The organism is Chitinolyticbacter meiyuanensis (assembly GCF_008033135.1).
Lineage (GTDB): Bacteria > Pseudomonadota > Gammaproteobacteria > Burkholderiales > Chitinibacteraceae > Chitinolyticbacter > Chitinolyticbacter meiyuanensis.
This window is the reverse complement of sequence record NZ_CP041335.1, coordinates 267,693-280,063: the sequence shown is the minus strand read 5'-3', so window position 1 is coordinate 280,063 and position 12,371 is coordinate 267,693. Positions and strand designations below refer to the sequence as shown.

The window sequence follows — 12,371 nt, the reverse complement described above, 5'->3', positions numbered from 1 at the left end:
GCAATCACTTACTGAATTTAATTAAATTCTACTGAACGCATTGTTTGCGGCGATGAGCGTAGCTTCCAGATGTTCGATTTCGTGTGTTCCTGACACGAAGCCAGCTTCGAATGCAGATGGAGCGAGGTACACGCCATCAGCTAGCATCCGGTGAAAAAATGTGTTGAAACGAGCGCGATCACTGGCCAGTACCTCAGCATGACTTTTTGGAAGTGTGTTGCTGAAGTAGATACCAAACATCCCTCCGACGGCTTGTGCACTAAACGCGACGTTCCAATTCTTTGCAGTATTTGTCAGCTCTCTCACCAGTATGTGCGTATTGGTGGTCAAGTTGTCGAAGAAGCCAGGTTTGAGGATTTCCCCGAGTGTGGCCAAACCGGCAGCAACGGCCACCGGATTGCCGGATAACGTGCCTGCCTGATAGACCGGGCCCAGCGGGGCGAGCTTGGCCATGATGTCGGCACGGCCGCCGAAGGCGGCCAGTGGCATGCCGCCGCCGACCACCTTACCGAGGCAGGTGAGATCCGGCGTGATGCCATGCAGGCCTTGGGCGCACTGGGGGCCAACGCGGAAGCCAGTCATCACTTCGTCGTAGATCAACACGGCGCCATGTTCCTGCGTCAGCTTGCGCATGGCGGCGACGAACTCCGGCGTCGCTTGCACTAGGTTCATATTGCCGGCGATCGGCTCCACGATCAGTGCCGCAATCTGGTGACCTTGCTCGGCAAACAGCTGCTCCAGTGCCGCGACGTCGTTGTAGGGCAATACGATGGTGTCGGCGGCGACTGCGGCAGGCACGCCGGCGCTGGATGGGTTGCCGAAGGTCAGCAGACCGGAGCCTGCCTTTACCAGCAGGCTGTCGGCATGGCCGTGGTAGCAGCCTTCGAACTTCACCAACTTGTCACGGCCAGTGAAACCGCGCGCCAAGCGGATCGCACTCATGGTGGCTTCAGTACCGCTCGATACCAGCCGCACCTGCTCCAGGCTGGGCAGTTGCTGGCACAGCAGGTCGGCGAGTTCGATTTCTGCAGCGGTCGGCGCGCCGAACGACAGGCCGTTGCGTATGGTGCGCTCGACCGCTTCGATCACGGCCGGATGGGCGTGGCCGAGGATCAGCGGCCCCCATGAGCCGACGTAGTCGATGTAGCGCTTGCCGTCGGCATCCCATACATAGGGCCCCTCGCCACGCTCGAAGAAGCGCGGCGTGCCGCCCACCGAGCCGAAGGCGCGCACCGGTGAATTCACACCACCTGGGATGTGGCGTTGCGCGGCGTCGAACAGGGTTTGGTTGCGGCTCATGGGGAACTCCGGTTTACCAGCGGGTATAGGGGTGGGTGGAAAGCGCGCTGTTGAAGTAGCGGGGGTCGTGCGAGACCTCGGCACCCAGCCAGTCGGGGCGGGCGTAGGCTTCGTCAACACTGCCGAGCTCGATCTCGGCGACGATCAGCCCGGCGTTGTCGCCGTGGAATTCGTCAACTTCCCACGTGTGGCCGGCGTGCTCGACTAGATGACGGGTCTTGTCGAGCAACTGTGGGCATAGCTTGAGCAGTGCTTCGGCATCGGCAAGCGGGATCTCGTATTCGAACTCGGCGCGAGTGATGCCGTCGTTCCTGCCCTTGATGGTCAGAAAGCCCTGTTCACCTTTCAGCCGCACCCGTACCGTGCGTTCGGGATCGGTGCATAGATAGCCTTGGGCAATACGAATACTGCGAGAAGCCTCACTGCACCAGGCGCCGCTATTGACCAGGAATTTGCGTTCGATTTCGACGCTCATCGCGTCTCCTTCAAGGGAGGGGTCAGAATGGCTTGACCACGACCAGGATGACGACCGCGGCGAGCACCAGTACCGGGAACTCGTTGAACCAGCGGAACCAGACATGGCTGTGGCGATTGCTGTCGGCTGCGAAGCCGCGATACAGCTGCCAGCACCAGCCGTGATAGCCGACCAGCATGCCGACCAGCAGCAATTTGGCGTGCATCCAGCGCCAGCCGGCGCCGGCGTAGAAATCGTAGTAGGCCCAGGTCCAGCCACCGAACAATAGCGCAAGCACTGCGAGTGGCGTCATGAAGCGCAGCAGCTTGCGCTCCATCAGCTGCAGCCGCGCTCGTGTGGCGGCATCTTCAGCCATTGCGTGGTTGACGAACAGCCGCGGTAGGTAGAACAGGCCAGCGAACCAGCTGATGACGAAGATGATGTGCAGCGCCTTGATCCAGAGCATCGGTCAGCTCTTGCTTGGCTTCTTGGTGGTCGGCTTGCTGGCTGCGTCGTACAGCGGTTGTACAGCCGGGATCTTGGCCTGCAGGTCGCGAATGCGGGTCTGGCTCGACGGGTGGGTGGAGAGGAATTCCGGTGGTGCGCCGCCACCGGCGGCAGCCATCTTCTGCCATAGCGTCACCGACGCCTGCGGGTTGTAGCCGGCACGCGCTGCGAGCTCCAGGCCAATCGTGTCCGCTTCGGATTCATGTTCGCGGCTGTTGGGCAGGCTGTAGGCCACATCGGTGACTTGGTTGGCCAGCTTCAGATAGTCGTCGTAGTTCTTGCCGGTGAGGATGGAAATGCCCAGCGACAAACCAGTGAAGGCAAGCTGTTTGTTGTACTCGCTGCTCATCCGCTCGCGAGCGTGCTCGCGCAGCGCATGCGCAATCTCGTGACCCATGATCTGGGCGATCTCGTCGTCGGTGAGCTTGAGCTTGGTGATGATGCCCGAGTAGAACATGATCTTGCCGCCGGCCATGCAATAGGCGTTGAGCTGGTCGCTCTGCTCGACGTTCACTTCCCATTTCCACTGCAGTGCGTCCGGGCGATAGACTGCGGTCTGCGGGACCACCCGGTCGGCGATGGCGCGCACACGCCCCACCATCTTGGCATCGGTGTTGAGTTTGCCAGCCTTGCGCGCCTTGTTCAGCGCATCGTTGTACGACTCGGCCGACATCTCGTCGACCTGCTGCGCCGAAAGCAGCGAGCTCATCGACTGCTTGCGATTCACCCCCACGCTGCCACCGTTGGTGGTGCTCACCTGCTGACAGGCCGTCAACACACCAGCAACCAGGGCGGCGATCAACAGTTTTTTCATCGGGGTTTTCTCCTGTGCGTGGGGCCCGGATCAGATCTCGACCATTTCGAAGTCGTCCTTACGGGCGCCACAATCCGGGCAGGTCCAGTTCATCGGCACATCGTTCCAAGGGGTGCCGGGGGCGATGCCATCTTCCGGGCGGCCTTCGGCTTCGTCATAAATGAAACCGCAAATCAAGCACATGTATTTTTTCATCGGGGAAGCTCCGGGCGCTGGTTTAGAATCGGATTCTACCTTATCCCTTACGGCCGCCGCGATGCGCCCCACCCCCCCTCTTGTCCTTGTCTTCGCCGCCAACGATCCCAGTGCCGGTACCGGCCTTGCTGCCGATCTGACGACGCTGGCGTCGCTCGGCTGCCATGCGCTGCCGGTGCTGACGGCGCTCACCGTGCAAGACACGGCCGGGCTGCACGAAGTTCAGGCGATCGAGGCGGACTGGGTGGACGAGCAGGCGCGCATGGTGCTGGAAGACATGCAGATCGATGCGATCAAGGTCGGGCTCACCGGCAGCATCGAAAACCTGACCGTCATCGCCGAGATCGTCGCCGATTATCCGGACGTGCCACTGATCCTCGACCCGGTGCTTGAGCACAGCCAGCGCGATGACTACTCGACCGATGAATTCACCGCCGCCATCCGCGACATGCTGTTGCCACACACGTTGATCATGGTGACCAACAGCCGCAAGGCACGCCGACTGGGTTCGGACGACGCCGAGGAGCAGGACGAGCTGCCGCTTGATGCCGCGGCGAGCCGGCTGATCGGCTGTGGCTGTGAATACGTGCTGATCACCGGCGCGCAAGAGCAGACCAGCAAGGTGAGCAACACGCTGTACTCCGCAAATGGCCGGGTGCGTAGCGACAGCTGGGACCGTCTGACGGGCCGGTATCACGGCTCCGGCGCCACTTTGTCTGCTGCCATCGCCGGGGCGCTGGCCAGTGGGGTGGAATTGCCCACAGCCGTGCGCGATGCGCAGGAATATGTGTGGCAGACCCTGGTCAATGCCTACCGGCCCGGCATGGGCCAACTGCTGCCGGATCGCATGTTCTGGGCGCGCGGCGACGAAGCACAGTAGGCGTCACCTTCGGCGCGTAGGCTTGGTTGTTCGAATCGGCAAATTTCCCTTTCGAACGGCTATCATTTGAGCGTTGATTGTAAGTATCAGGAACGAGTGAACAAGTTATTTTTGCCGTACTTGCGGACATGACGGTTCGATGCTCCAAATCGGGGCAACTTTGCTCCAAGATGCTTGATCTATCTAGCTCGCTGCTGGCTTCAGCTTACCCTCGCCGACGACATGAACGCCCCGAATCCTCTCCTGGCCCCTGCGCCCTGCCCGCGGCTGGAGCGCGCGATCAATCGCATGGTGCGCGATCTGGCGGCGCCATTGACGTTAGCCGATCTCGCCGAAGCCGCCCATTATTCACCGTGGTACCTGGTGCGACGCTTCCAGGCGCACTACCAGACCACGCCACAAGCCTTTCTGTGGCGGCTGCGGCTGGAAGTTGCCGCATCGTTGCTGCATTGGGCACCGCGCATGCCGATCGGCGAGGTGGCACTGGCTGTGGGCTTCTCGTCCGCAGCCACGTTCAGCCGCGCGTTCAACCGGACTTATGGTTTCACGCCCAGCGCCTGGCGCCGTGGCACGCCGCCGGCACGGGAATGGCTGAAGCGCAATCTTGGCCCGATTTCCTATCAGCCTGGCGAGGCGATTGCCGGCACCGAGGCCGATTTCCAGTGGTCGTTCACCGAGGTTGCCACCCGGATCTCGGTCGAGGATTGGCCGGCCAAGCGCATGCTGACGGTCCGTGAAGTCGGCGACTATGGCCGGCATCTGGAAAACTTGTTCCTGGAGTTGGAACGCGGTTGCCAGATCCATCAAATCCCCAGCAGCAACGAGCGCTATGGCCTGATCTGGAGCGACCCGGCCACCACGCCAGCGGGTCGCCGCCGCTACGACGCGGCATTCGAGATCAGCCCGCAGGTACGGGTACCGCGCGGCATGGGTGAATACCGGCTGCCAGCCGGGCGCTGGGCGGTGTTCCACCACAGCGGCCTGTCCGACGACATTGGCCCGCGTTGGCGCGACCTGATGCTTACCTGGTTGCCTCAAACGGGCCTCGTGCCCGATCCGTCGCGGCCACGGCTGGAACATTACTTCGAATTCGGTCGGCGCGACGGCCGCTACGACCTGTGCCTGCCGTTGATGGGCTGATGCTGCCGCAGGTCATTGTCCTCAACGGCTGTAGCAGCGCGGGCAAGACCACGCTGGCCCGCGCGCTGCAGCAGGTGCTGCCGGAGCAGTACCTCAATTTCTCGATCGACAGCGTGCTGTACGCGCTGCCGCCCATCGATCTGGCGCTGATGCAGCGCGGCGAGCCAATCCAGCGGCGTGGCTATGATTGGCAGGCGCTGGTACGTGGCTATCACTACGCGATTCCATCGCTGCTGCAAGCCGGGCTCAAGCTCATCATCGATAACGCCTGGTGCGAAGCCGGCGAGATCCGCGAACTGTTGACCGAGCTCGCCGGCTACTCTGTCGTGCTGGTCGGCGTACAGTGCGACGCCGAAACGGCAGCAGCACGCGAAGCCCGACGGGGTGATCGCGCGCCTGGGCTGTCGGTGTGGGAGCTGCCGCGCGTGCACCAGCACTTCTGCTACGACATCGAGGTGGACAGCCGTGATGCCGTCGATACGCTGGTAGCCCAGCTGATGGTGAAGCTGCAGTCCGGGCAGGACTGGCGTGGCGCACACGAAACGCTGGTAAGGCTGGAGATGGCCGGCTGATTGCGCTTGAATCGGGCGCAATTGGCATCCATGTTGCGGCTAGGCCGGTGGTTGCCGGCCCATCCCCCAATCCAGGAGCCTGCCGTGAGCCTTTCCTATCACCAGCTGTCCATTCCCTCGTTCGTCCGAATGCTGGGCAATCTGTCTGCCCTGCTCGACAAGGCCGTTGCCTTCTGCGACGAGCGCAAGATCGACGAGAGCGTGCTGTTGTCCGCCCGACTGGCGCCGGACATGTTTCCGCTGGTGAAGCAGGTACAGATCGCCACCGATCAGGCCAAGGGCGTGGCAGTACGGTTGGCCGGCATGGCGCCGCTGAAGTTTGATGACACAGAAACGCGGATCGATGAACTGAAGGTGCGCGTCGAGCAGACCATCAGCTATCTGCAGACCATTCCCGAACACGCGCTGGACAATGCGCCGAACCAGACGGTGGTGATGCCGTGGATGCCGGATCATCCGATGCAGGGCGACTTCTACCTGCAGCACTTCGTGATCCCCAACGTCTACTTCCACGTCTCGATGGCCTACGCCATCCTGCGGCATAACGGCGTGCAGATCGGCAAGTCCGACTATATCGGCCAAGTTTGAGAACCAGCGATGCTGCAGTAGGACAGAACAAAGCCGGCGTAGGCCGGCTTTTTTCACGCCAGTTGGGTAGGCTGGAAACACCAGTGCCACGGCTCGTAAACATAGCCGTAGGGATTGTCGCGCGGGAACGATAGCCGAAAGCCGAAGCGCCACGCATTCTCCATCAGCCAGGCGTAGGCGGCTGTGGTTTCGAATGCTTCCTCGACCACCGGACCGCCAGGAGTGTAGATGTCGACAGCACGGCCGGTGTGGTGTTCGCTGCAGCCCGGGGGAGCCAGCACCTGCAGGATATTGTCGATCGGTTGGCCCATGCTCAGCTTGCGGCGGATCAATTCCACTTGGCGCTGGGTGCCGCGATAAGCCGAGGCAATGCGCAGCACGATGCCGTCGTCCAGCGCCGCTTGTTGCATGGCCCGCCAGGCCGCCGTGGCAGCCGGAGTCAGTTGCCAGATACGGCCGTCGTCGGCGACTTCGACCTCCAGTAGTTGTTCCGCTTCGTCGTAGAGACGTAGTTGCTTGGTCGCGATCACTGCTTCGTCGATGCCGAGCTCGGCCCAGATCGCGCGTAGCGCTTCGTTCATGTGCGCCCTCCTTCAATCACTGCCGCCGCCACCACAGCTACTGCCACAACTACTGCTGCAGCCGCTATCGTTGCCACTGCTGCTGGTGTCGTTGCCGTCGGAATCGTATCTGCCATCGTCGCTGTTATTGTTGCTGTAATCACTGCTGCTGTCGCTGGAGCTGGGAGTGTAGGATGCGTCGCTGGCGCAACTCGTTCCCAAATCACTGCCGCAGAACGGTGCAGCGGAGCTGCCATCAGCGCGCTCACCACATTGCAGCGTGTAGTGATAACCGCCGGCGATGCCAAACAGTGCATCGATACCGAACAGCAGGGGCAAGCGGTCTGCCCGTTGCGGATTGATGCCCTCGTCGCGGCAGGCCAGCACCCATGCACGCTGAATGGCCTGTTGCTGGCGTGATTGGGTGGATATGCCGCCCGCAGGAGTGTGGTGCAGGAAGCGGCCCAGCGTACCCTTGCAGAAGCGCTGGTACTCGCGTGTATGCAGGATGAATTCGTGCCAGTAGTCGTCGACCAGTTGCGACGGCATGGCAACCCTCTTTTTGCCGGCGGCGCCGTTGATGCGGAAGAACTGCCGTAGCGCCGCCTCGACTTTCAGTAGAGCCGCCGCGTCAAGACCGCTGGCCGCGTGGTGCTGCTGGACTTTGGCCCTGATCGCAGACGGGAACAGATAGCCGTTGATGGATCCGACCCGCTGCCGTTGTTTGCGTCGTGCCAGTGCGCGCCACAGGTAGTAGCTGGCGACCAGCAGCAAGCCGAGCAACAGCAGCGCGGTCATCATACTTAGAACCCGGGGAACTTCAGTCCGGCATTGATCGGCTTGCCTTTGCGCGCACGCTTGCCGACATAGGGCGCCATCTCGTTCGCGTCCAGCGTCAGCTCGGTCGCCTTGCCGCCACGACCGGTGCCGGTGAGCTTGAGCGTGGCACCGTCGCATACGGTAATCGCCGCGAGCTGGTCCTTGTCGTCCAGTGCCATGGTAATCACACCGCGGCCACCGCCGGCCAGCTGTTTGAATTCGCCATAGGCAAACAGGTGCAGCTTGCCGGCCTTGGAAAGGCAGGCAACCAGCGATGTTTCACGTGGAACGAAGGTGGAGAGTTTCAGCAAGGATTCGCCCGCTTCCACGGTGATGAAGGCCTTGCCAGCCTTTTGCCGCGACAGCAGATTCTCGAACTGGCAGGCAAAACCGTAGCCCGCCGTGTTGGCAATCACCACCCACTCCTCGTTCCTCGCGGTCAGCAGCTGGATGATGCGGCTCTTGGCTGCCAGTTCGACCAGTGTGGTCACTGGCACGCCGTCGCCGCGGCCGCCGGGCACCACCGAGGCCTGGATGGTGTAGACGCGGCCGTCCGAGCCGATCAATGCCACGGCGTCGATGGTGCGGCACTCGATGGCGGCGTGCAGCGCATCGCCATCCTTGAAGGTGAGGTTTTGCAGATCGATGCCGTGGCCCTGGCGCGAACGGATCCAGCCCTTCTCCGACAGGATCAGCGTGGTCGGTTCGTCGACGACGGCCACTTCCAGCACTGCCTTCTCGGCTTCTTCGATCAGCGTACGACGCGGGTCGGCGAACTTCTTCTTGTCCGCCTCGATTTCCTTGATCACGAGCTTCTGCATCGCCTGTGGATTGGCCAGCAGGTGTTCCAGCTCGGCTTTTTCGGTTTGCAATGCCGCAAGTTCCTGCTCGATCTTGATGCCTTCCAGCCGGGCCAGCTGACGCAGGCGGATTTCTAGGATGTCCTCGGCTTGGCGATCGCTGAGCTGGAAACGGGCGATCAGCGCCGGCTTGGGTTCATCGCTCTCGCGGATGATGCGGATCACCTCGTCGATATTGAGGAAGACAACCATCCGCCCTTCGAGGATATGGATGCGGTCGTTGACCTTGCCCAGCCGGTATTCGGTACGGCGGGTAACGGTGACGAAGCGGAACTCCACCCACTCGCTCAGCACATCGCGCAGCGACTTCTGCCCCGGACGGCCGTCGCGGCCGATGGTGACGAGGTTTAGCGGCAGATTGGTTTCCAGCGAGGTGTGCGCTAGCAGCACCGTCATCAGCTCGTCCGGCTTCTGCCGCGACGACTTGGGCTCGAACACCAGTCGCACCGGTTGGTCCTTGCCCGATTCGTCGCGCACCCGATCGAGCAGCGACAGAATCAGCTGCTTGGTCTGCACCTGTTCCTGGCTCAGCGCCTTCTTGCCCTTCTTGATCTTGGGATTGGTCAGCTCTTCGACTTCCTCGAGCACGCGCTGCGACGATGTGCCCTGCGGCAACTCGGTCACCACCACTTGCCACTGGCCGCGGGCCAGTTCCTCGACGACCCAGCGTGCACGTACCTTGAGGCTGCCGCGACCATTTTCATATGCAGACTGGATGTCGCGTGCGGACGAGATGATCTGCCCGCCGCCGGGCAGGTCCGGGCCTTTCACGTGCTGCATCAGCTCAGCTACGTTCAGCGCCGGATTCTTGATCAGTGCGACTGCGGCGTCGGCAACCTCCCCCAGGTTATGCGAGGGGATCTCGGTCGCCATGCCGACGGCAATGCCGGAGGCGCCATTGAGCAGCAGCATCGGCAGCCGTGCCGGCAGCAGCACCGGTTCCTCGAAGGCGCCGTCGTAATTGGGGATGAAATCGGTGGTGCCGGCATCGAGTTCGCCGAGCAGCAATTCGGCGATCGGCGTGAGCCGTGCTTCGGTATATCGCATCGCGGCGGCGCCATCGCCATCGCGTGAGCCGAAATTGCCGTGGCCGTCGATCAGCGGGTAGCGCAGCGAGAAATCCTGCGCGATCCGCACCAGTGCATCGTAGGCAGACTGGTCGCCGTGCGGGTGGAACTTGCCCAGCACCTCACCGACGATACGCGCCGATTTCACCGGCTTGGCGCCAGCCGCCAGTCCCAACTCGTGCATGGTGTACAGCACGCGGCGCTGCACCGGCTTCTGGCCATCCTCGACCTGCGGCAGCGCGCGGCTTTTCACTACGCTCATCGCGTATTCGAGGTAGCTCTTTTCGGCGTAGAGGCCCAGCTGCACCGATTCGCCATCGTCGGGATCGCTGGTGGAAAGTTCGGCACTGACGTAGCGGCGGTTGCCGCCGTCGCTGGGCGTCGCAGGGGCGAGTTCGGGTTCGAGCAGGTCGTCGATATCGGACATGAGCAGGCTGTGGAGCAGGTATCAGCCGGCATTGTAGCCCGAGCCCGGCGGGCGTTTCACCGGTGACATGGTTTCACGTGAAACCGCGCCACCGGTGTGGCGACTTACAGCACGCGGAACAGGAAGTAGCGGTTCTGCAGCTCGTCGTAAGTGGTGCTGGTGATCAACTTCTGCAGCGCGCCATTCAGCTCGTCGCGCAGTGCTGGCTGGTTCTGCGCAATGGCAATGGCTTCGCCCTGGCCCAGCCATTCGCTGCCTTGCACCTTGTTGCCGACCACCTCGAACTGCTCGGCGTTGCCCGGCACGCGAATGAAATCGGTGAGCACGGCGCTGTCGCCGAACACCAGCTGCACCTCACCCAGCTTCAGTGCGGCGAACACGTCCTCGGCGGAAGGATAACGCTTGACCTTGACCCCGGCCGGCTCGAGCTCGTGCTTCACGTAGTCGTCGAACGTGGTATCGGACGGTACGCCGATGGTCTTGTCGCGGATGCGCTCGGCCGTGATCACCGGCCAGATGATGCGTTCGGTCTTGGGTGCGATATAGGCGCCGGGCACCCGGGTATAGATATAGGTGAACAGCACCTTCTGCTGTCGCTCCGGCGTGATCGACATCGAGGCGATGATGGCGTCGGCCTCACCTTTCTGTAGCGCCGGGATCAACTCGTCCCAGCCATAACGCTTGAACTCGCAGCGCGCTTTGATCTCGGCGCACAAAGCGTTGGCCACGTCGATATTGAAACCGACCAGCTGCTTCTGCGCATTGATGAATTCAAATGGCGGGTATTTTCCTTCCAGCGCCACCCGCAAGGTACGGGTGGGTACCGCGGCAACCGGCTTCTCGGTGGCAGCTTCGGCTGCCTTGATCACGGGCTTGTTGCCCAGCAGGTGCCAGGCACCGCCGATGGCCAGTGCGGCGGCCAGTGCGCTGCCGATCAGGGTTTTGCTCATCCTCTGTTCCTTCTTTTATATCGCTGCGATGGGCGCAGCGGCGGGCATATCAGCTACCGGGGCCGGATGGGCAGGTGAGCGGAGAAGTCACCGCGGCGCGGGGTGATCTCGCAACCGGGGCGCCATGGTACCTAAAACCATATACGAGCCAGACTAGGGGTAAACGCGTATCCCGCCGGAATGGTCGATTCTGGGGCGTGAACGGTGTGCGCTGCACCATTTTTGCGTGTTATTGCGGGCTGGCGGAAATTGCACCGCAACAACAGGGCTCAGACCGGTTGCAGTGCCTGCTCGGCGGGTGGCCAGCTGAGGGTGCGTGGGCTGCGGAAATACCGCGGTTCGCCACTGACTGGATCGGTGAACGAGATCGCCCGCGCCAGCAGCTGCAACGGCCGGCTGAAGTCGTCGTCCTTGGTGATGCTGGTGAGCACCGGGTACCAGGGATCGTTGGCGATGCCGATGCCGAGGCTACCGAGATGCGCCCGCAGCTGGTGCTTCTTGCCGGTGGCCGGCTGCAGCCGGTAGCGCGCCCAGTTGCCACGCCGTTCGATCAGGCTGATATCGGTGATGGCGTTTACTTCACCCGCTACCGTGATCATCTGGAAGCGGTTGGCAGGGTCTTCTTCCAGCCGGTTGGCAAGCCGTAGTGGCAGGGCCAGATCAGCGCGATACGGCGCGATCGCCTCGTATTCCTTTTGCACTTCACGGGTGGCAAACAGCTGCTGATAGGCGCCGCGGCTGGCCGGATCGGCGCAGAACAGCATGATGCCTGCCGTTTCGCGGTCGAGCCGGTGGATGGGCGTGAGCTGCGGCATGGCCAGTTTGTATCGCAAGCGCGACAGCAGCGTCTCGTAGAGGTGGTTGCCGGCTGGCACGCAAGTGAGGAAGTGCGGCTTGTCGGCGACGACGAGGTAACGATCCTGGTACAGGATGGTCTCCTCGAACGGGATGACGCGCTCGGTTGGCACTTGGCGGTAGTACCACAGCCGCGCCTTGGGCCGATACGGTGTGGTTACGTTGAACGCGACGCCGCTGTCGTCGACCAGCTCCCCTGCCTGTAGCCGTCGCCGCAGCTCCGCCTCGCCAACCATGGGAAAGCGCTCGACCAGGAAGGCGAGCACGGTCGGCCACTGCCCACCCGGTGGCAGGTTGATGAAGCTGGGATTGACGCCGTTGACCACGGGCAGCGGCGCATTCGAGAGATCAAGCATGGAGTACGGCAGCGCAAAAGCCGCGATT

The 12,371-nt window shown here is 62.4% G+C and carries 14 protein-coding genes; 4 read left to right on the top strand and 10 right to left on the bottom strand.

Annotated elements, in window-relative coordinates; genetic code table 11:
* Positions 1–21: 21 nt before the first annotated feature.
* Genes hemL through FLM21_RS01170 form a run of 5 tightly spaced genes read right to left on the bottom strand, consistent with a single transcriptional unit; the run spans position 22 to position 3,269 of the window.
* Positions 22–1,299 (bottom strand): glutamate-1-semialdehyde 2,1-aminomutase, encoded by a 1,278-nt coding sequence (gene hemL, locus FLM21_RS01190; RefSeq protein WP_148713814.1) that lies wholly within the window; start codon positions 1,297–1,299, stop codon positions 22–24.
* Positions 1,300–1,312: 13 nt separating this feature from the next.
* Positions 1,313–1,774: a CYTH domain-containing protein gene (locus FLM21_RS01185; RefSeq protein ID WP_148713813.1), complete on the bottom strand. Its 462-nt coding sequence runs from the start codon at positions 1,772–1,774 to the stop codon at positions 1,313–1,315.
* Positions 1,775–1,796: 22 nt separating this feature from the next.
* Positions 1,797–2,219 carry a CopD family protein gene (locus FLM21_RS01180; RefSeq protein ID WP_148713812.1) on the bottom strand — a complete coding sequence of 141 codons (423 nt, stop codon included), beginning with the start codon at positions 2,217–2,219 and terminating at the stop codon, positions 1,797–1,799.
* A 3-nt stretch (positions 2,220–2,222) separates the two neighbouring features.
* Positions 2,223–3,074 carry a M48 family metallopeptidase gene (locus tag FLM21_RS01175; RefSeq protein ID WP_148713811.1) on the bottom strand — a complete coding sequence of 284 codons (852 nt, stop codon included), beginning with the start codon at positions 3,072–3,074 and terminating at the stop codon, positions 2,223–2,225.
* A gap of 30 nt (positions 3,075–3,104) precedes the next feature.
* The gene (locus FLM21_RS01170; RefSeq protein WP_148713810.1) at positions 3,105–3,269 is read right to left on the bottom strand and encodes a rubredoxin; all 165 of its coding nucleotides are present in this window, start codon (positions 3,267–3,269) and stop codon (positions 3,105–3,107) included.
* Between the two features lie 61 nt (positions 3,270–3,330).
* On the opposite strand from FLM21_RS01170, the gene thiD reads away from it, so the two are divergent.
* The 4 genes from thiD (at position 3,331) to FLM21_RS01150 (ending at position 6,449) form a co-directional block, all read left to right on the top strand.
* The gene (thiD, locus tag FLM21_RS01165; protein ID WP_148713809.1) at positions 3,331–4,149 is read left to right on the top strand and encodes a bifunctional hydroxymethylpyrimidine kinase/phosphomethylpyrimidine kinase; all 819 of its coding nucleotides are present in this window, start codon (positions 3,331–3,333) and stop codon (positions 4,147–4,149) included.
* A 222-nt stretch (positions 4,150–4,371) separates the two neighbouring features.
* On the top strand, positions 4,372–5,289 hold the full coding sequence (locus FLM21_RS01160) for an AraC family transcriptional regulator (RefSeq protein WP_148713808.1): 918 nt from the start codon (positions 4,372–4,374) through the stop codon (positions 5,287–5,289).
* On the top strand, positions 5,268–5,861 hold the full coding sequence (locus FLM21_RS01155; RefSeq protein WP_246120800.1) for a phosphotransferase-like protein: 594 nt from the start codon (positions 5,268–5,270) through the stop codon (positions 5,859–5,861). Before FLM21_RS01160 ends, FLM21_RS01155 begins: the two co-directional genes overlap by 22 nt.
* A gap of 84 nt (positions 5,862–5,945) precedes the next feature.
* A complete protein-coding gene (locus FLM21_RS01150; protein ID WP_148713807.1) occupies positions 5,946–6,449 on the top strand; it encodes a DUF1993 domain-containing protein in 504 nt (167 codons plus the stop codon).
* Positions 6,450–6,502: 53 nt separating this feature from the next.
* Here the strand turns inward: FLM21_RS01150 and FLM21_RS01145 are convergent, their stop codons facing one another.
* The 5 genes from FLM21_RS01145 to FLM21_RS01125 form a co-directional block, all read right to left on the bottom strand.
* Positions 6,503–7,030 (bottom strand): M15 family metallopeptidase, encoded by a 528-nt coding sequence (locus FLM21_RS01145; RefSeq protein ID WP_148713806.1) that lies wholly within the window; start codon positions 7,028–7,030, stop codon positions 6,503–6,505.
* Positions 7,031–7,042: 12 nt separating this feature from the next.
* Complete coding sequence (locus FLM21_RS01140) at positions 7,043–7,783, bottom strand: glycine-rich domain-containing protein (protein WP_148713805.1); 741 nt, start codon at positions 7,781–7,783, stop codon at positions 7,043–7,045.
* A 29-nt stretch (positions 7,784–7,812) separates the two neighbouring features.
* Entirely contained in the window at positions 7,813–10,182 is a 2,370-nt protein-coding gene (parC, locus tag FLM21_RS01135) for a DNA topoisomerase IV subunit A (protein WP_148713804.1), read from the bottom strand.
* 104 nt (positions 10,183–10,286) lie between these two features.
* Positions 10,287–11,132: a transporter substrate-binding domain-containing protein gene (locus tag FLM21_RS01130; RefSeq protein ID WP_148713803.1), complete on the bottom strand. Its 846-nt coding sequence runs from the start codon at positions 11,130–11,132 to the stop codon at positions 10,287–10,289.
* A 269-nt stretch (positions 11,133–11,401) separates the two neighbouring features.
* The gene (locus FLM21_RS01125; protein WP_148713802.1) at positions 11,402–12,343 is read right to left on the bottom strand and encodes a pseudouridine synthase; all 942 of its coding nucleotides are present in this window, start codon (positions 12,341–12,343) and stop codon (positions 11,402–11,404) included.
* Positions 12,344–12,371 lie beyond the last annotated feature (28 nt).

Bases quoted from the DNA above. Each gene is read 5' to 3' on its own strand.
- hemL (WP_148713814.1), bottom strand. From the start codon at position 1,299: ATGAGCCGCAACCAAACCCTGTTCGACGCCGCGCAACGCCACATCCCA.
- FLM21_RS01185 (WP_148713813.1), bottom strand. From the start codon at position 1,774: ATGAGCGTCGAAATCGAACGCAAATTCCTGGTCAATAGCGGCGCCTGG.
- FLM21_RS01180 (WP_148713812.1), bottom strand. From the start codon at position 2,219: ATGCTCTGGATCAAGGCGCTGCACATCATCTTCGTCATCAGCTGGTTC.
- FLM21_RS01175 (WP_148713811.1), bottom strand. From the start codon at position 3,074: ATGAAAAAACTGTTGATCGCCGCCCTGGTTGCTGGTGTGTTGACGGCC.
- FLM21_RS01170 (WP_148713810.1), bottom strand. From the start codon at position 3,269: ATGAAAAAATACATGTGCTTGATTTGCGGTTTCATTTATGACGAAGCC.
- thiD (WP_148713809.1), top strand. From the start codon at position 3,331: ATGCGCCCCACCCCCCCTCTTGTCCTTGTCTTCGCCGCCAACGATCCC.
- FLM21_RS01160 (WP_148713808.1), top strand. From the start codon at position 4,372: ATGAACGCCCCGAATCCTCTCCTGGCCCCTGCGCCCTGCCCGCGGCTG.
- FLM21_RS01145 (WP_148713806.1), bottom strand. From the start codon at position 7,030: ATGAACGAAGCGCTACGCGCGATCTGGGCCGAGCTCGGCATCGACGAA.
- parC (WP_148713804.1), bottom strand. From the start codon at position 10,182: ATGTCCGATATCGACGACCTGCTCGAACCCGAACTCGCCCCTGCGACG.
- FLM21_RS01130 (WP_148713803.1), bottom strand. From the start codon at position 11,132: ATGAGCAAAACCCTGATCGGCAGCGCACTGGCCGCCGCACTGGCCATC.
- FLM21_RS01125 (WP_148713802.1), bottom strand. From the start codon at position 12,343: ATGCTTGATCTCTCGAATGCGCCGCTGCCCGTGGTCAACGGCGTCAAT.